Origin of the sequence: Corynebacterium sp. AOP40-4SA-5 (assembly GCF_052377355.1) — a bacterium.
Lineage (GTDB): Bacteria > Actinomycetota > Actinomycetes > Mycobacteriales > Mycobacteriaceae > Corynebacterium.
In genome coordinates this window covers 12524-30594 of sequence record NZ_JBQSWS010000019.1, presented here as the reverse complement: position 1 = coordinate 30594, position 18071 = coordinate 12524, and the positions used below count along the sequence as shown (strand labels likewise).

Annotated in this window: 18 protein-coding genes; 11 read left to right on the top strand and 7 right to left on the bottom strand. The window is 66.8% G+C overall.

Translation table 11 applies throughout. The features are described 5' to 3' along the window. Positions 1–49: 49 nt before the first annotated feature. From yidC to rpmH, 4 genes are read right to left on the bottom strand one after another with little or no spacing between them, the layout of a single operon-like run. Positions 50–1027 carry a membrane protein insertase YidC gene (gene yidC / locus ACT3S3_RS11435; protein WP_301442198.1) on the bottom strand — a complete coding sequence of 326 codons (978 nt, stop codon included), beginning with the start codon at positions 1025–1027 and terminating at the stop codon, positions 50–52. 33 nt (positions 1028–1060) lie between these two features. Continuing rightward, entirely contained in the window at positions 1061–1354 is a 294-nt protein-coding gene (gene yidD, locus ACT3S3_RS11430; RefSeq protein WP_301442197.1) for a membrane protein insertion efficiency factor YidD, read from the bottom strand. Next, complete coding sequence (gene rnpA, locus ACT3S3_RS11425; RefSeq protein ID WP_301442196.1) at positions 1320–1670, bottom strand: ribonuclease P protein component; 351 nt, start codon at positions 1668–1670, stop codon at positions 1320–1322. The genes yidD and rnpA overlap by 35 nt, the downstream gene beginning before the upstream one ends. Positions 1671–1696: 26 nt before the next feature. Further along, positions 1697–1840 carry a 50S ribosomal protein L34 gene (rpmH, locus tag ACT3S3_RS11420; RefSeq protein ID WP_075811958.1) on the bottom strand — a complete coding sequence of 48 codons (144 nt, stop codon included), beginning with the start codon at positions 1838–1840 and terminating at the stop codon, positions 1697–1699. A 672-nt stretch (positions 1841–2512) separates the two neighbouring features. On the opposite strand from rpmH, the gene dnaA reads away from it, so the two are divergent. The 6 genes from dnaA to ACT3S3_RS11390 all read left to right on the top strand — a co-directional run bounded on the left by dnaA (position 2513) and on the right by ACT3S3_RS11390 (position 10423). Beyond that, positions 2513–4006, top strand: coding sequence for a chromosomal replication initiator protein DnaA (gene dnaA, locus ACT3S3_RS11415; RefSeq protein ID WP_301442195.1), 1494 nt, complete (start codon positions 2513–2515; stop codon positions 4004–4006). A 635-nt stretch (positions 4007–4641) separates the two neighbouring features. Further along, positions 4642–5811 carry a DNA polymerase III subunit beta gene (gene dnaN / locus ACT3S3_RS11410; protein WP_301442194.1) on the top strand — a complete coding sequence of 390 codons (1170 nt, stop codon included), beginning with the start codon at positions 4642–4644 and terminating at the stop codon, positions 5809–5811. Between the two features lie 4 nt (positions 5812–5815). Next, positions 5816–6964 (top strand): DNA replication/repair protein RecF, encoded by a 1149-nt coding sequence (gene recF, locus ACT3S3_RS11405; protein ID WP_301442193.1) that lies wholly within the window; start codon positions 5816–5818, stop codon positions 6962–6964. A 52-nt stretch (positions 6965–7016) separates the two neighbouring features. Continuing rightward, complete coding sequence (locus tag ACT3S3_RS11400; protein WP_301442201.1) at positions 7017–7487, top strand: DciA family protein; 471 nt, start codon at positions 7017–7019, stop codon at positions 7485–7487. Positions 7488–7548: 61 nt separating this feature from the next. After that, positions 7549–9597: a DNA topoisomerase (ATP-hydrolyzing) subunit B gene (gene gyrB / locus ACT3S3_RS11395; RefSeq protein WP_301442192.1), complete on the top strand. Its 2049-nt coding sequence runs from the start codon at positions 7549–7551 to the stop codon at positions 9595–9597. Beyond that, positions 9590–10423, top strand: coding sequence for an alpha/beta fold hydrolase (locus tag ACT3S3_RS11390; RefSeq protein ID WP_301442191.1), 834 nt, complete (start codon positions 9590–9592; stop codon positions 10421–10423). Before gyrB ends, ACT3S3_RS11390 begins: the two co-directional genes overlap by 8 nt. Here the strand turns inward: ACT3S3_RS11390 and ACT3S3_RS11385 are convergent. After that, positions 10420–11562 (bottom strand): ArsR family transcriptional regulator, encoded by a 1143-nt coding sequence (locus ACT3S3_RS11385; protein WP_301442190.1) that lies wholly within the window; start codon positions 11560–11562, stop codon positions 10420–10422. The two genes, ACT3S3_RS11390 and ACT3S3_RS11385, sit on opposite strands and share 4 nt — an antisense overlap. A gap of 111 nt (positions 11563–11673) precedes the next feature. Here ACT3S3_RS11385 and ACT3S3_RS11380 point away from each other — a divergent pair, with 111 nt between their 5' ends. From ACT3S3_RS11380 to ACT3S3_RS11365, 4 genes are all read left to right on the top strand, one after another. Next, a complete protein-coding gene (locus tag ACT3S3_RS11380; RefSeq protein ID WP_301442189.1) occupies positions 11674–12807 on the top strand; it encodes an LLM class flavin-dependent oxidoreductase in 1134 nt (377 codons plus the stop codon). Further along, a complete protein-coding gene (locus ACT3S3_RS11375; RefSeq protein WP_301442188.1) occupies positions 12804–13577 on the top strand; it encodes an ABC transporter permease in 774 nt (257 codons plus the stop codon). Before ACT3S3_RS11380 ends, ACT3S3_RS11375 begins: the two co-directional genes overlap by 4 nt. A gap of 113 nt (positions 13578–13690) precedes the next feature. Beyond that, positions 13691–14620, top strand: coding sequence for a taurine ABC transporter substrate-binding protein (locus ACT3S3_RS11370; protein WP_301442187.1), 930 nt, complete (start codon positions 13691–13693; stop codon positions 14618–14620). Further along, positions 14617–15414 carry an ABC transporter ATP-binding protein gene (locus ACT3S3_RS11365; RefSeq protein WP_301442186.1) on the top strand — a complete coding sequence of 266 codons (798 nt, stop codon included), beginning with the start codon at positions 14617–14619 and terminating at the stop codon, positions 15412–15414. Before ACT3S3_RS11370 ends, ACT3S3_RS11365 begins: the two co-directional genes overlap by 4 nt. On the opposite strand, the gene ACT3S3_RS11360 is transcribed toward ACT3S3_RS11365, so the two are convergent. Next, positions 15401–16579 carry an HNH endonuclease signature motif containing protein gene (locus tag ACT3S3_RS11360; protein WP_444626812.1) on the bottom strand — a complete coding sequence of 393 codons (1179 nt, stop codon included), beginning with the start codon at positions 16577–16579 and terminating at the stop codon, positions 15401–15403. The genes ACT3S3_RS11365 and ACT3S3_RS11360 overlap by 14 nt on opposite strands. Positions 16580–16822: 243 nt before the next feature. On the opposite strand from ACT3S3_RS11360, the gene ACT3S3_RS11355 reads away from it, so the two are divergent. Then, on the top strand, positions 16823–17248 hold the full coding sequence (locus ACT3S3_RS11355; protein WP_301442184.1) for a flavin reductase: 426 nt from the start codon (positions 16823–16825) through the stop codon (positions 17246–17248). Here ACT3S3_RS11355 and ACT3S3_RS11350 read toward each other — a convergent pair. Continuing rightward, entirely contained in the window at positions 17227–18057 is an 831-nt protein-coding gene (locus ACT3S3_RS11350; protein WP_301442183.1) for a siderophore-interacting protein, read from the bottom strand. The two genes, ACT3S3_RS11355 and ACT3S3_RS11350, sit on opposite strands and share 22 nt — an antisense overlap. Between the last annotated feature and the right edge of the window lie 14 nt (positions 18058–18071).

The following is an 18071-nucleotide window of genomic DNA, read 5'->3' as shown; positions in this document are numbered from 1 at the left end:
AAAAGACCCCGCACCCTCGAGGAGGGAGCGGGGCCGGGCGGGGCGGGAACTAGTTCCCGTCGCGCTTCTTCTGGTTCTTCGGCTTGGCGCCGGGCTTGGGGGCGGTGGAGCGCTTCGCCTCGATCTTGGCGGCCTTCTCCTCCTCCTCTTCGCGGTCCATCTTGTTGAACACGAGACGCTGCTGGACGTACATCCAGGTGGTGTTCGCGGCCATGTACACGGCGAGACCGACCTGCCAGAGGAAGCCACCGGCGAACATCATCACCGGCATGACCCAGAGCATGAGCTTCTGCATCATCATCATCTGGTTCTGCATCATGTCTTCCTGCGCAGTCGCGTTCTTCTTCTTCGGCTGCGCAGCCTGACGCTTCTTCTGCCGGTCCATCGACATGCGGGCGTTGAAGTGCATGAGCACCGAGGCGATGAGCATCAGCGGGAGCACCACGATGACGATGTTCCACTGGGCGAAGTCCACGTTTCCGTCATCGGAGAACGCACCGTAGGAGTCCTTCTCCATGGTGATGAACGCGGAGAGCGGGGTACCGAAGAGACGGGCGTCCAGGAAGGACTGGACCTCGTCCACACCGAAGAAGTAGTTCGGGGTGTTCCTCGTCTGCTCGATCGTCATGGCGTCGCCCTGGCCCATGCCGCTGCCGGTGCGGTTGAAGGACCGCAGCACGTGGAACAGACCGATGAAGATCGGGATCTGCACCAGCATCGGCAGGCAGCTCGCCAGCGGGTTGACGCCCATCTCCTTCTGGAGCTTGCGCATCTCCAGGGCCTGCGTCTGCTGGTCCTTGGCGTACTTCTTCCGGATCTCCTGCATCCGGGGCTGCATCTCCTGCATCTTGCGACTGGAGCGTAGCTGCTTGATCGTGGGTCGGACGAGGAGGCCGCGGATCGTGACGACCAGGAAGATGATCGCCAGGGCCCAGGACAGGCCGGAGTCGGGACTCAGTACAAAGCCGAAGACTTTGTGCCAGAACCACAACACCGCCGAGATGGGGTAGTAGATGAAGTCAAGCACTTGTGGTGCAATCTCCTTGTTGTAGGGGGACGGTCACCTGCGTGGCCGTGACCGGAGCGGGGGAACCGGATCCCAGCCGCCGGGGTGCCAGGGACCGCATTTGGCGAGGCGGGCAACGCTGAGCAAAAAACCCTTCACCACGCCATGACGAGAAAAGGCTATCAGCGAGTAGGCGCTGCACGACGGCTCAAAACGGCAGGACGGTCCCAGTTTAAGGGGTGAAACATGGTTCTGGTAACCCAGAACGAACCGGCGCAACGTCCGTGCCCGCCCACGGGACACGTCCCAGGCGTCAGTCGGTGAGGCGTCGGAGTGCTCGTCGCACATCAGAAGCCAACTCCGCGGACGTGGCGTCCCCCGAGGCGGGCAGCGCCCGGATCACCAGTGTGTGCCACGGCTCCAGGGGGACGTCCCCGAGCAGGTCGGCGGTGACGTGCCGGAGCCGGCGCGACACGGCGTGCCGCGTGACGGCGTTGCCGACGGCCTTGGAGACCACGAGGCCCATCCGGGGACCGCCGGTCACCACCTGGTCCGTCCGGGCATACAAATAAACCACCACCGTGCGGGATCCCTTCTTCCGACCTCGACGGACGGTCTCACCGAAGAGTGAGGTCGACCGGAGCCGGTGTTCCGGGGGAAGCACGGTGGTGGTTCGTGTGTCGCGACGCGTTACGCGGTGACGCTGTCACGGCCCTTACGACGACGGGCCGACACAATAGCGCGGCCGGCGCGGGTGCTCATGCGGGCACGGAAACCGTGCTTACGCGAACGACGACGGTTGTTGGGCTGGAAAGTACGCTTGCCCTTGGCCACGGTACTCACTCCTTCTTTGTTCAACGCCGCGGTCGGCCGGGTTCGGTCCGCTCCGCGAACCGGGCCCGGCCCATCCACCGCGACTGCGGTCTGGTGGGTCGGAAGACCGGACAGGATCATGTGATCCCGGGCCATCCATCCGTTCTATGACGGGGGTGAGTGCCAGAGACGCCGGAATCCGGGTTCAGTGACACTCGAAGACGGTGACGAGCCTACGTGCTCGGCCCGGTAAATCAAAATCCCGGTCCATCACAGGCGTGTCATTCAACCTCCGGCCCGGTGCAGGTCAAGCTCCCAAACAACGGACACGCACATCGAACGGCGCCGCGCAAGGTGCACAAGGTTGTCCACAGGAGAACTGCCAGGTCGCTGTGAATCCTTGCAGTTCACGGGGAGGGGCTGTGGACAACTTTATCCACCCCCGAACCCTCGACTGTAGATTTACCCCTGTTCCCGCAGGTCAACGCGATCTGTGTACACATGTTGGGGTTGTCCACAGCACTGCAGTAACCTGTTGACAACTAGCAGGACAGAGTTATCCACAGGTGTGTACAACGCTGTGGATACGCAGGCCACCGCCACTACGGTGTTGTGCACATGAACGTCAGATTCCTGCGTATGAACACGAAGCGAACTCCGAGACCCGACCCACCCGCCGAAAGGTGACCCGCCATGCCCGATGCTGTGGACTTCAAGGAGGTCTGGGGCTCACTCCTCGACAGGTGGATCAACGCCGACGAGGACTCCGCAGAATTCCCGCGTTTGAGCTCCCGGTCGCGTAGTCTGCTGCGCCAACTCAGCCCCGTGATCGTGGTCGACGGCATCGCCGTGCTGAAGACCCCGTCGAAGTGGGCGCGCACCGAGACCGAGAACAACCTCTCCGGTCTGATCTGCGACGTCCTGGAGGAGGAGCTCGGACACAGCGTCTCGTTGTCCCTCAGTGTCGACGAGTCCGTCACGGAGGCCGAGGCCACGCCCACGCCAGCACCGGCGCCGGCACCCGAGCCGTCCCCCGAGCGTCAGCGACAGCACTGGGAGGACCTCACCGGCGGCGGCTACCAGCAGCGACAGGTCCCCGCGCGCAAGGAGACGGTGCCGGAGGCACCGAAGAAGGCGCAGGACGACGCCACCGAGAACCGGCTGAACCCCCAGTACACCTTCGACACCTTCGTCACCGGGTCGTCCAACCAGTTCGCCAACGCCGCCTGCCGCGCGGTCGCCGAGAAACCCGCCTACGCCTACAACCCGCTGTTCATCTGGGGGGAGTCCGGCCTGGGGAAGACCCACCTGCTCCACGCCATCGGCCACTACGCCCGGGAACTGCGCCACGGGATGAAGGTGCGGTACATCTCCAGTGAGGAGATGACGAACGAGTTCGTCAACGCCCTGCGTGACGGCCGGGGTGAGCAGTTCAAGCGCCACTACCGCAACCTCGACATGCTGATCGTGGACGACATCCAGTTCCTCCAGGGCAAGGAGAGCACCCAGGAGGAGTTCTTCCACACCTTCAACGCTCTGCAGCAGAACCACCGGCAGATCGTGCTGTCCTCCGACCGCCCGCCGAAGCAGTTGACCACGCTGGAGGACCGCCTGCGCACCCGCTTCGAGGGCGGGCTGATCACCGACGTGCAGACCCCTGACCTGGAGACCCGCATGGCGATCCTCTCCAAGAAGGCGCAGATGGAGGGGACCTATCTGCCGGACGACGTCCTGGAGCTCATCGCCAGCCGGTACGAGACCTCCATCCGCGAGCTCGAGGGCGCGATGATCCGCGTCACCGCCTACTGCTCACTCAGCAAGGAGCCGGTGACCCGCCAGGCCGCCGAGATCGCGCTGCGCGACATCATGCCGGACCCCAAGGACGTGGAGATCACCCCACAGATCATCATCGAGGTGATCACCGGGTACTTCGACGTGACCGTCGACGAAATGGTGGGTAAAGGCAAGGTGCGCCGCCTGGTCACCGCGCGCCAGTTCGCCATGTACCTGTGCCGTGAGCTCACGGAGCTCTCGCTGCCCCAGATCGGCAAGGTCTTCGGTGGCCGTGACCACACCACGGCGATGTACGCGGAGCGCAAGATCCGTAAGTCCATCCAGGAGGACCGCAAGACCTTCCAGCAGATCCAGGAGCTCACCCAGCGCATCAAGTCCCGCGCGAGGCAGTAGTACACAGCTCCGTCGGCCCGTCACCAGCCGGGGACGGAAGTTGTGCACAGTTTCCACAGCCTTGTCCACAGCAGTGTAATTACAGTCTTGTAATTCAGTGACCTTGATCACATTCGTGGTCCCGCGGGCGTTTTCGGGAGTCCCTCCACCTGCGGTTACTTTCCGCGACCTGGGACTTACACTCTTATCATTTCGCAGGTCAGAGAGCCATCCTTGAAACGACGTCTCCGCAAATCCCCAGGTCGCTCCTGTGGATAACCGCCGCAGGGCGGGGGAGTGGCGGTGCGGCCAGTGTGGACAACTCACACCCACGGAAAGTTATCCACAACCACCCACAGTTATCCACAGATTCATCCACCGGCTGTGAACAACTTACAACAATGTCGCCCACGGCCCCGACCAGCGCTCGACCGCCCCGCCGGCCGTTCCTCCACAGTCTGCACAGCCCCTACTGCTTCTACCGGTTCCATCCATGGAGAATTCAAAGAAGAAATAACCGGTGTGCACAAACCTCACCGACCGGTCCGCCGGGACTCCGGCGGAGGAGGTGTGCACCGGTACCGTCCGACCTCGGTGTCGGCTAGGGTTACGACCTAGATTCACCAAGCTCCCGCATCAGCGAAAGGATCCCAGGCGTGGACCACCCGTCCGTCAGTTTCACCGTGTCCAAGGACGACTTCTCCTCGGCACTGGCCTGGGTCGCTCGCACCTTGCCGAGCAAGGCCTCACAGCCGATCCTCCGGGGCGTGCTCATCGAGGCCACCGACGACGGCCTCCAGCTCTCCGGCTTCGACCGTGAGGTCTCCACCAAGGTCCGCGTCTCGGCGGACGTCTCCGAGCCCGGCAAGGTCCTCGTCGCCGGACGTCTGGCGTCCAACATCATCGGCGCCCTCCCGGACAAGCCCGTCCGCCTGGACTACGACGGCACCAAGGTCCTGGTCAACTGCGGCAGCTCGCACTTCGAGCTCCCCGCCATGACCATCGACGACTACCCCGTCCTCCCTGACTTCCCGCAGGTCGCCGGATCCCTGGACCCGCACCTGTTCACCGAGGTCATCAGCCAGGTCGCCATCGCCTCCAGCCGGGACGACACCCTGCCCATGCTGACCGGTATTCGGATGGAGATCGACGGCGAGCACCTGGTCCTCGCCGCCACCGACCGCTTCCGCTTCGCCGTGCGCACCCTGGACTGGGTCCCGGCCCGGGCCGACATCTCCGCAGAGCTGCTCATCCCGGCACGCACCCTCGCCGAGACCGCACGTTCACTGGACTCCACCGGCGAGCCCGTCGAGATCGCCCTGGACCAGGAGGGTGGCCGCCTGCTGGGCATCTCCACCTCGGACCGCAAGACCACCACCCGGCTCATCGACTCCGACTTCCCGAAGTTCCGGTCGCTGTTCCCGAAGACCCACACCTCCCTGGCCAGCGTGGAGATCGCGCCGCTGCTGGACGCCATCCGCCGCGTCTCCCTGGTCACCGACGGCAACTCCCCGGTGAAGATGGACTTCGAGGAAGGCACCCTCACCCTGTCCGCCGGCGGCAGCGACCTGGGTGTCGCCAAGGAACAGCTGCCCTGCGCCTTCGCCGGCGAGCCCCTGGTCATTGCCTTCCACCCCGGGTACCTGAAGGACGGCCTCGGCTCGGTGCACACCGACCGGGTGGTCTTCGGCTTCAACCAGGCGTCCCGTTCCGCCGTGCTCGTCCCCGAGCCGGACGAGCTGCCGGAGGCCTCCGCCGACGGAACCTTCCCCACCCCGGAGAGCTCCTTCACCTACCTGCTGATGCCTGTCCGCCTGCCGGGCTGACCGGATGTACATCCGCTCGCTCCACCTGGGTGACTTCCGGTCGTGGCGCCAGCTCGACCTGGAGCTGACCCCCGGGGTCACCGTCTTCACCGGCCCCAACGGCAACGGCAAGACCAACATCGTCGAGGCCGTCGGCTACCTCGCCCACCAGGGCTCCCACCGCGTCAGCTCGGACGCCGCCCTCGTCCGCGAGGGGTGCGACTCCGCCCGTCTGTCGGCCACCGCGGTGAACCACGGACGCGAACTCACCGCCCACCTCGTCCTCAACGCCCGTGGGGCGAACCAGGCGGCGGTGAACCGGACGCAGGTCAAGAACCAGCGGGGCATCGCCGGCATCGTGCGGACCACGTTGTTCGCCCCCGAGGACCTCGCCCTGGTGCGAGGGGAACCCGAGCAGCGCCGCGCCTTCCTCGACCAGACCATGGTCGCGCGCTACCCGCGCCTCGCCGGCGTCCGCACGGACTACGACAAGGCGCTCAAGCAGCGCAACGCGCTGCTGCGCCACGGCGTCGACTCCGACACCCTGCCCACCCTCGACGTGTGGGACGCACGCCTGGCCGCCCTCGGCGGCCAGATCATGTCGGCCCGCGCGCAGCTCGTCCACGACCTGGAACCGCACGTGCGCGAGACCTACGCGCGTCTCGCACCCGGGTCGCGTCCTGCGCTCATCTCCTACGCCACCAGCGTCGACCTCGGTGAGCCGGGCAGTCCGCAACTGCTCGACCCGGACGTCGCGGAAGCCGTCCTGCTGGAGGGCTTCGCCCGACGACGCGACGCGGAGATCGAACGCGGCACCACACTGACCGGCCCGCACCGCGACGACCTCACCCTCGTGCTCGGCACGCAACCGGCGAAGGGCTTCGCCAGCCACGGCGAGTCCTGGTCCTTCGCGCTCACCCTGCGCCTCGCCGCGCACCGCATGCACCGCGCCGACGGGACGGAACCCGTCGTGATCCTCGACGACGTCTTCGCCGAACTCGACCGCCACCGCCGGGCCGCCCTCGTAGACCTCGCCGCCGAGGCCGAGCAGGTGCTCATCACCGCGGCGGTGGGGGACGACATCCCCGCCGACCTGCGCTCGGTCGCCGCGGTGCACACCGTCGTCGCCCACGACACCGACGACGGCCGGGTCTCGGAGCTCGACGGTGAGTGAGCAGGGTACCGGAGACGAGTCCGGGCCCGAGCGTGACCCCGTCGCCGAGCGCATGGAGATGCTGCGCGCCGCGGCAGGACGCCCCGGGCGTCCTGTCCGGCGCAAGGGGCGTCGTCCCCGCACGATGAAGACCCGCTACGACGGACGCCTCGACCGCAGTTACCGCGACCCTGGCGAGTTCAGCGAACTGGTGCAGCGCGAGATCAAGCGCAACGGCTGGGGACGCAACTTCGCCGCAGGGTCGTTGCGCAGCGCCTGGCCCGAGATCGTCGGTGAGAACATCGGCCGGCACACCCACGTGGTGATGTACAACGAGAAGAAGCGTCAGCTGCACGTGGAGAGCGACTCCACGGCCTGGGCCACGAACCTGCGGCTGATGCAGTCGACGATCCTGAAGACCATCGCGGCACGCATCGGGCCGGACGTCGTCGCGGAGCTCAAGATCTACGGGCCGAAGGCCCCGAGCTGGCGTCACGGGCCGCTGCACGTGAAGGGACGCGGCCCCCGGGACACCTACGGCTGAGCCCTTTCACCTGGTACAATGTGGGGGTTAACCCATTTGCCGAGAAGGAGCTGAAGCGACTGTGGCCGAGGCCGATAACATCCCCGCCGAGAACACCCCCGCCAACGGAGAGTACGGCGCGGACTCCATCACCATCCTCGAGGGCCTGGAGGCTGTCCGCAAGCGCCCCGGCATGTACATCGGCTCCACCGGTGAGCGAGGGCTGCACCACCTGATCTGGGAGGTCGTGGACAACTCCGTGGACGAGGCCATGGCCGGCTTCGCCACCCACGTCGAGGTCATCCTCCACGACGACGGCTCCGTGGAGGTCACGGACAACGGCCGCGGCATCCCCGTGGAGATGCACCCCACCGGGCGTCCCACCGTCCAGGTCGTGATGACCGAGCTCCACGCCGGCGGTAAGTTCGACTCCCAGGCCTACGCGGTCTCCGGCGGTCTGCACGGTGTGGGCATCTCCGTGGTCAACGCCCTGTCGACCCGTGTCGAGACCCAGATCACGCGCGACGGCGTCATGTGGCGCCAGGTGTTCGACCACGCCGTCCCCGAGGAACTGGAGCAGGTCAAGAAGGCCCGCGGCACCGGTACCCGGCAGCGTTTCTGGGCCGACCCGGACATCTTCGAGACCACCGACTACAACTTCGAGACGGTCTCGCGTCGACTCCAGGAGATGGCCTTCCTGAACAAGGGCCTGACCATCACGCTCACCGACGAGCGGGTCAAGGTCATCGAGCAGGACGTGGAGGCCGAGGTCGCCGCGGAGTCCGTGGAGGACGCCGCCGCACCGAAGCCGGACGAGGACAACCGTCCCGTCCCCAAGGAGCGCAAGAAGGTCTTCCACTACCCGGACGGCCTCAAGGACTACGTCACGCACCTCAACCGGACGAAGACCGCGATCCACCCCTCCATCGTCGGCTTCGACGCCGAGGGCGAGGACCACGAGGTCGAGATCGCGATGCAGTGGAACTCCGGCTACTCCCAGTCGGTCCACACCTTCGCCAACACCATCAACACCATCGAGGGAGGCACCCACGAGGAGGGCTTCCGCGCCGCGCTGACGTACCTGATGAACAAGTACGCCCGCGACCACAAGCTGCTCAAGGAGAAGGACACCAAGCTCTCCGGCGACGACTGCCGTGAGGGCCTCGCCGCGGTGATCTCCGTGCGTGTCGGCGACCCGCAGTTCGAGGGCCAGACCAAGACGAAGCTCGGCAACACCGAGATCAAGAGCTTCGTGCAGAAGATGGTCAACGAGCACGTCTCCGGCTGGTTCGACGCGAACCCGGCCGAGGCGAAGGCCATCATCAACAAGGCCGTCTCCTCCGCCCAGGCCCGCGACGCCGCACGTAAGGCCCGCGACCTGGTGCGCCGCAAGTCCGCCACCGACGTCGGCGGACTGCCCGGCAAGCTGGCCGACTGCCGGTCCAAGGACCCGGTGAAGTCCGAGCTCTACATCGTGGAGGGCGACTCCGCCGGCGGCTCGGCGAAGTCCGGCCGCGACTCGATGTACCAGGCGATCCTCCCGTTGCGCGGCAAGATCCTCAACGTGGAGAAGGCACGCCTGGACAAGGTGCTGAAGAACAACGAGGTCCAGGCGATCATCACCGCCCTGGGCACCGGCATCCACGACGAGTTCGACATCACGAAGTTGCGCTACCACAAGATCGTCCTGATGGCCGACGCCGACGTGGACGGCCAGCACATCGCCACGCTGCTGCTCACCCTGCTCTTCCGCTTCATGCGCCCGCTCGTCGAGGAGGGCCACGTGTACCTCGCGCAGCCGCCGCTGTACAAGCTGAAGTGGGGCAAGGGCGAGCCCGGCTTCGCCTTCTCCGACGCCGAGCGCGACGGGCAGCTGCAGGAGGGCCTGGCCAACGGCCGCAAGATCAACAAGGACGACGGCATCCAGCGCTACAAGGGCCTCGGCGAGATGAACGCCAAGGAGCTGTGGGAGACCACCATGGACCCCACCGACCGCATCCTGAAGAAGGTCACCCTGGAGGACGCCGCCAGCGCCGACGAGACCTTCAGCATCCTCATGGGCGACGACGTCGTCGCCCGCCGCAGCTTCATCACCCGCAACGCCAAGGACGTCCGGTTCCTCGATGTCTGACGTCGCGATGCCCGACGGCAGCACCTCCCCGGTGCGGCTGTTCCCCGGTGCAGACCGAGCCCTGGTCATGGTCTGGCCGGGTCTCGGCATGGGTGCACGCTACTACCGCCCCATCGCCGAGGACCTGGCGGCACGCGGATTCCCCGTCGCCGTCGGCGAGCTGCGCGGCCAGGGTGACAGCACCGCCCATGCGAGCCGGACGGCGAGCTGGGGCTACCACGACATGGCGTCCGGCGACTACCCGCGGACGATCCGCGCGGCGAAGGAGGCGCTCGGCCTGCCGGTCGAGCACCCCACCGTCCTGCTGACGCACTCGATGGGCGGACAGATCGGATCGCTGTTCCTGGCCCGCCCGGAGGCCCGCGAACTCAACGTGACCGGCATGTTCGGTGTCGGCAGCGGTTCGCCGTACTACCGGACGTTCGACAATCCCGAGCGCTCACGCCTGCACTTCGGCGGCTACCTCATGGAGGGCGTCAGCCGCCTGCTCGGCTACTGGCCGGACGGACGCCTCGACGTCACGAACTACGGTCGCCAGTCCGGCGTCCACATCGGGGAGTGGGCCCGGTTCGGGCGGAGCAACCAGCTGCGCGACCTGCGTGGCGCCGACCTGGACTACATGGCGGCGATGCGCACCGTGGACGTCCCCGTGCTGCTCACCCGCTACAGCGACGACACGTACTGCACCCTCGCGTCCTGCGAGGCGCTGGCGGAGCTGCTTCCGGCGCAGGTGGAGGAGTTCCCCGGCACGCTCGGGCACAACCGGTGGGCGCGGGAGCCGCATGACGTCGCCGAGCGCCTCGAGCGCTTCGTCGCTGCGCTCTAGGCGCTCTGGGCGGCCAGCGGGTCCTGCCACAGGCGGTGCAGGGCGGTGACCGCGGCGGCGCGCGAGAGGATGCCGTCGCCGGCGCGCTGGATGCTGAGCTGGCGTCCCGTCCCGCGCAGCCCCTCGGCGATGATGCGCACGGTGCCCGGGTCGGCGGTGAACGTCTCTCCGGCGAAGACCACGGTGGACGGGTCGACCACGTCGACGGCCAGTGAGATGATCCGGGAGAGCAGCGTGGCGCGTTCGTCCAGGACCTCCCGGCCCACGGGGTTGCGTTCGGCCAGCGCGACCAGGTCGGGCACCGTGGAGACGTTCAGGCCGCGCCGCCGGGCGACGTCCAGCACCGCTGTCGACCCCAACGGGTGCCCGTGGCGGTCAGAGAAACTGCCGGACGCGGCGATGTCGTTGAACGCCGACGGCGCCGAGCCCGTGTACGGCTGGTGCACGGCACTGCCCACGATCCACGCGTGTCCGACGAGCTCGCGGGCGTAGACGTACAACGTGGAGGCCAGGGGGTCGCGGCTGAGGGCGAGGGGGGAACTGCTGAGCTCGGAGCCGGCCATCGCGCCGACACCGGTGGACACTGCGACGGGGATGTCGGTGTCGAGCTGCGCGACGGGGTCGACGTCCTGCCAGCCGTAGGACGGTGAGGTGATGCGTCCGGCGTAGTCCACGTGGGCGGAGAAGGCGATGCCGAGGCTGACCGGGGTGGGGAAGTCCCGCCCCAGTGTCATCAGGGCGTGGTGCACGGCCTCCATGGCGTCCTCCGGGCTGAGTTCGGCGACCGGGAGCCGCAGCGTCCGCTTGCGGAGGGGACGGCCCACGCCGTCGACGGCGACCAGCTGAGTGCTGCGCAGGCCCACGTGGGCGCCGAGCGCGGTGAGGTCGCGCCCGTCGGGCTGCAGCGTGGAGCCGGGACGTCCGACTCCGCCGCCGCTGGTGGGGGAGACCTGTTCGACCAGCCCGGCGTCGATGAGGGCGCTGACGTGGCGTGTGACCGTGGGCTGCGACATGCCGAGGTCCGCGTGGAGGCGTCCACGGGTGATTCCCGGGGACGTGCGGATCTGGTGGAGGCACTTCGCCGGGCCGGTGGCAGGGGCGGTGAAGTGCGCAGTCGGGGAGAGTTGGACGGTGGTCATGGCATTCAGCGTAATTCAGATCACGCTGAAAAGACAGACCGATCGGTCTATTAATTCGTGCTGAGCAAAACGTTCGCCGTGGCTGCAGACAGGATGGTCTACTCAGCGGTCATGACACAGAACATCACACTGCACTGGTTTCTGCCGACCTCGGGCGATTCCCGGAACATCGTGGGTGGCGGGCACGGTGCCGGCCCGGAACGCGGCGAGCGACCCGCCGACCTGGAGTACCTCTCCGAGGTGGCTCACGCTGCCGAGCGCAACGGCTTCGAGTCCGTGCTCACCCCGACCGGTCGGTGGTGCCAGGACGCCTGGGTGACTACCGCGGCCCTGTTGGCCACCACCAGCCGTCTGAAGTTCCTCGTGGCCATCCGACCGGGCCTCATCGGGCCCTCGCTCACTGCGCACCAGGCCGCGACCTACCAGGAGCTGTCCGGTGGACGCCTGCTGCTCAACGTGGTGGTCGGGGGAGAGGACTCCGAACAACGCGCCTTCGGCGACTACACCACCAAGGCGGAGCGCTACGGCATCGCCGACGAGACCCTCGCCGTCGCCGACCACCTCTGGACGTCCGATGAACCGTTGACGTTTCACGGGAAACATCTCAGTGTGGACGACGCGGCACTGAAGCAGCGTCCCGAGGTGGTACCGCCCGTCTACTTCGGCGGGTCCTCACCCGAGGGGATCGAGGTGGCGGCGAAACGTTCGGACGTCTACCTCACCTGGGGCGAACCACCGGAGCAGGTGGGCGAGAAGTTGGAGCGCGTCCGTGAACGGGCCTCCGCCCACGGGCGGACGCTGGAGTACGGTGTGCGCCTCCATGTGATCGCCCGGCCGACCGCCGAGGAGGCGTGGTCGGTGGCTCAGCGACTCTTCGACTCCCTGGATCCGGAACGTGTGCGTACCGCACAGGAGGGACTCGCGACCTCACAGTCCGAGGGGCAGCGGCGCATGAGTGAGCTCCATGGCCGCGGCGCAGACTTCGCCCCGGGGCAGGACGCCCGGACGTTGGAGGTCTCCCCGAACCTGTGGGCGGGGATCGGTCTGGTGCGTGGCGGGGCCGGCACGGCACTCGTCGGTTCCTACGAGGAGATCGCCGAGCGGATCGACGACTACCGCGCCGTCGGTGTGTCCCACTTCGTCCTCTCCGGGGTTCCGCATCTCGAGGAGGCCTATCAGGTGGGGGAGGGGGTCGTCCCCGCCATCCGGGCCCGAGGCGTCACTGTGACGAATTTCGATGCATGAGGAGGTTACCTCTCCATCTCCTGACATTCGCCGGAGTTCTCGCCGTCTGGTGGCTTATCGCACGTTTCACGGGAATCGACCCGGTCCTGCTGCCCGGCCCCGACGACGTTGCCCGGCAACTCGTCGACACGAACTTATGCACAAGCACCTGTGGAGTTCAGGACTACTTCCTCTGGCAGCATCTCCTCGCCACCTTGCAACGTATCGCGGTGGGCCTCACCGCCGGAATCGTCGTTGGTGTCCTGCTGGGATGGTGGCTCGGTTCCAATGCGACGGTTCGCAGTGTCGTGGAGCCGTACCTCTCCTTCCTCCGGGCGCTGCCGCCACTGGGTTACATCGGTCTGCTGATCGTGTGGTTCGGGATCGGCGACCAGTCGAAGGTGATCCTCCTCTTCCTCGCGGCATTCCCGACCGTGGCCGTCGCCACCCTGCTCGGCGTCACCGGTGTGCGCCAGGACTGGATCCGTGCGGCGACGTCGCTGGGCGCTTCCCGGGTGCAGGTGTTCCGCACCGTGCTGCTGCCGGCCGCCCTCCCGGAGATCATCAGCGGCTCCCGCGTGGCCGCCGGACTGTGTTGGTCCGCCATCGTCGCTGCGGAGATGAACGACGGTATTCCCGGCATCGGCGGGCTCGCCTACATCTCGGGCACCCAGCTCGACACCTCTCTGACGATCGCCTGCATCATCGTCATCGGTGTCGCGGCACTGATCGTGGACAAACTACTCCTGGCCGTCGAAGCCCGGTACTCACCCTGGAGGACAAAACAGTGACCATCCGCAGAACGGCCGCGCTGTGCGCGGCGGTCCTCCTCACGTCCGTGGCCGGATGTGTGGGCCCGCCGGCGAGCGAATGGGAGGACAGGGGAGAGGACGCGACGTGTCCCGTGAAACCTTCCGAGGCCTCCGGGTCGGTCCGCGTCGGCTACCTCGGCGGTCCGGCCACGGACCTCTACACGGAGGCGACGGGTCTCGCCGAGGCGTGCCTGCCGAACGCGGAGATCGACTGGACACGCTATCCGACGGGTCAGGACATCGTCCAGGGCTTCGCGGCCGGTTCAGTGGACCTCGCCGCACTGGGTTCGACCCCCACCACGAAGGCGCTCAGTGAACCGCTCGATCTGGACGTGTCGGTGGTCCAGGCGAACTCGGTGATCGGAACGACCGAGGCTCTGGTGGCGAAGGACGCCAGCTCGATCAAGGACCTGAAGGGTGCCCGCATCGCCGTACCCTTCTCGTCGCCGGCGCACTACTCGCTCCTCAACGCTCTCATCGACGCCGGACTCGACCCGTCCCGGGACGTGGAGATCACCAACATCTCCCCGGACAAGCTGCCCGCAGCGTGGAAGTCCGACCGGATCGACGCCGCCTACGTGTGGGATCCGACCTTGCAGGAGTTGAAGGACGGCACCGGTGGAACGACCCCCGGTACGGTGCTCACTGACTCCGAGGAGCAGGCGGCGGCGGGCCATGCGACCTACAACGTGTCCCTGGCGTCCAACCCGTGGTCCGAGGCGAATCCGGAGCTCTTGTCGACATGGCTGGAACTGGAGTCCTGGATCGCCGACCGGACCGGGGAGCTGGATGACTTCGTGTCGGTGAACGCCACCGCGTCCGGGATGGACGAGGAGGCGGCGGAGCTCCAGGTGGACGGTCAGCGGTTCATCCGCGGGGACGAGCAGAGTGAATACCTCGGCGACGTCGCCGAGGCCTTGCATTCCACCGCGCAGTTCCTCGTGGAGCAGGGCGACATACCGAGTGCGAAGCAGGACTACTCCGACGTGGTCCGCACAGACCTGTGGGAGGACGGCAAATGATCGAGTTGAAGAGTGTCGGTGAGATCTACCGGACGCAGAGTGGGGGAGAGGTCGAGGCGCTGCGTGACATCTCGCTGCGCTTCGAGGACGGCGAGATCGTCTGCCTCGTGGGGCCGTCCGGCTGCGGGAAGTCGACGTTGCTGCGACTGCTGGCTGGCTTCCTGGAGCCGAGTTCCGGGCTGGTGGAGGTCGACGGGAGCAAGATCGGTGGACCGGGCACGGAGAGGGCAGTGGTCTTCCAGCAGCCGACGTTGTTCCCGTGGTACTCCGTGCGGGAGAACACGAGGCTGGCCCACCGGTACTCAGGAAGTGAGGAGCAGTCCGCGCGTGCCGATGAGTTGCTCGCACTCGTCGGTCTCGAGGATGCCGCCGATCGTCTGCCTCATGAACTGTCCGGTGGCATGCAGCAGCGAGCCCAGATTGCGCGGGTTCTGGCGGCTGGACCGGAGCATGTGTTGATGGATGAGCCTTTCGGCGCACTGGATCCCTTCACCCGCGAGCAGTTGCAGGCTGAGCTACTGCGTGTGTGGGCCACGGCGTTTCCCTCCGTCGTCTTCGTGACGCACAGTGTCGAGGAGGCGCTCTTGTTGGGCCATCGGGTGATCGTGATGGCGGGAGGTCCGGGCAGGGTGTTGGAGGAAGTCGCGGTCCCTGAATCGCTGCGGGTGGATGTGGACGCAGATGTTCCACGTGAAACCATCCAGGCACGCCTTCGGGAACTGTCGACGAATCCGGAGATCGTGGATCTTCGCCGCCAGGTCACCGAGCTCATATCCTCGGTCAGTCAGATCTGATTCTCAGGACCGGTCCGCCGGCGGTGGTGGTGTAGTGGTCGTTGGCCGGGCCGATCCAGTGGATGGTGACCCCGTCGTCCTCGGTGGAGCACGACCACCGTCTCTGCGTCTTCAACTTGTGGTGGTGGCGGCAGAGTAGGTGGCCCTTCGCCACGGAGGTGGGACCGTTGCTCGTGGGGTCCGTGTGCGGACTGTTCTCGATGTGGTCGAACTGGCACTGGGATGCGGGCACCGTGCAGTTGGGGAAGCGGCAGTGCGAATCCCGCCCCATGATCGCCGCCTTGTGTTTCACGGGAAACGTGTAGGCCTCCACCGGGTCGAGGGTTCCGGTCAGGAGTCGGGGGGAGTACGCCCGGGACTCCAGCATCCCGGCCGCCGCGGTGGACACCCAGCCGACTCCGGGGATGAATCCGGGGCCGTAGCCGGTGTGGTCGTCCTGGGTCAGACGGTAGAGGTTTACCGTCACAGTGATGTTATTCGCCCCGTCTCCGAGTGCTTCGAGAATGACCTTGGCACGGCATGCTGACAGGGTTTCCCGGACGTCCGGGATCTCGGTGGTCTCCTTCAGGTCCTGGAGTATCTTCCAGCCGGCGTTGTTGACGGCGTCCCATACGCGGGTGGCGGTCGCCTTGCTGCCGCAGTCGAGCACGATGCGGTTGTCCCGCCGGAAGACGCGGGCCTGGCCGGTCTCGAACTCCTCGGTCTCGGTGACGAGATCGGAGTCCAGGGCGAGAATCACCTCCTCGACGAGATCCCCGAGGGCCTCAAGTGGGACGGGGGAGGGGTAGGTGATGCCGTCGATCCACTCGACGACCGCGCACTCGACGGCGAGGTCCAGTGCCCGGCGTACCGGCTCAGCCTCCCGGGACGGGAGGTGGCGGAGATGGCGGTTGATGATCAACCACACGAGATCCAGGTGTTCGAGGCTGAGCCGGCCGTCCTCACCGGCGATGGTGAAGAGATCAGGCATACGAACCGCCCGTTCGCCAGAGTGAGCGAAACGACGTGCTTCACCGCGACCCCGTCCCCGGCGGGCCAGTGCGGTACTGTGGCGTTGGTCGGCGGCGACGGTGGACAGGTGGGCGACTAGGGTCATCTCGGCCCTGTTGATGGGATACACCAGTAGTTCAGCGTCCGTCGGCATCTCCACCAGGTCAACTGCCATGGTCCCCACCCCTTGTCCCGAACTGCGATCCGGAGGTATTTTCCTTTGTTGGTGAACACTCTACCTGACCCCATGGACACGGTCAACAGTGTGTTCGAATAAGCTTCCAGCGGGGCAGAAGTGGGGGCACCCGCAATATAGACCGCTCGGTCTGCATAATATTCATGGTGTGACCTGCGCAAATGACTTCCAGGTGCATTGCGGCCCTTGCGTTTTTGCAGACAGACTGGTCTACTGGTCACCATGATCACAGCACCCACGGACACCGTGTCCGCACCCCGTCTTCCCCTGGCCGTCCTGGCAGCAGAGGTCAACGGCACCATGATGTGCGTGGTCATCGACTCCTACTTCGACGAGAGCCTGGCCCCCGGACTCGTCTCCGTGCGCATCCCCTCTGACGACCTCACCTGGCGCCAGCTGCGCACCGCCCCCCGTCTGGGCATCTCCGTGCTCAACCCGCTGCAGACCATCGGAGTGGCGAACATCGCCCACTCACTGTCCTCGGAGGATGGTGCGGGCGTCGTCGACGGCGCGGCGGTGCACCTCACCGCCCGGCTCTACCAGGAGTTCGACGCCGGCGACCACACCGTCGCCCTCATGCACGTCACGGGACGTCGTACCGGTGACATCGCACCGGAACAGCGCGACTACCTGTTCGCCGCCGCCTGAGCCTCGTCCGCCTCGATCTCCTCGGTGAACTCCCGCTTGCTCGCCTGCCACTCGTCCTCGACCATTCCGAGACGCCAGTAGCCGGAGATCGAGACGTCCGACTTCGGGACACCGCTGTCCACGAACAGGTGACGGCGCAGGTCACGGATCATCTCCGCCACCCCGTGGATGAACCACCGGGTCTCGCCGGACGGTACACCCGCCGCGACGACGGCGCGGACCAGTTCCGTGCCGTGCGTCGCGCCGTCGCGCTCGACCCAGTGGATCGTCGTCCCCGGGTGCGACGGGGCGGGCAGGTGCGCGTCGGCGTCCGACACCTCGACCCACGCCTCCGCCGTGACGTCCTGCGGCAACGCCTCGATACCGGCGAAGATCGCCGGGGCGGCGGCTTCGTCGCCGGCGAAGACGACGTGCTCCCCCTCGGGGTGCCACGCGCCGCCGGGGCCCATGAACCCGATGCCGTCGCCCGGACGGGCGGCGTCCGCCCACGGTCCGGCCAGGCCTGAGTCACCGTGGGAGACGAAGTCGATGTCCACGGTCTGTGCCCCGGCGTCCCAGGAACGCAGCGTGTACGTCCGCGTCACCGGCCACTCCTCCCGCGGCAGCTCCTCGCGTACCTGCGCCGGGTCGAACGGCCAGCTGTAGGACGCCCCCTCCGGCGGGAAGAGCAGCTTCACGTAATGGTCGGTGTGCTCCAGGTCGGCGTAGGGCAGGGAGTCGCACGCGAGCGTGACGCGCACCATGTCGCGGGAAATCCGGGAGGAACCGGTCACGGTGGCGGAGTGAACGGGACGGGCGGGACGGGGCATGGACAGGCTTTCCT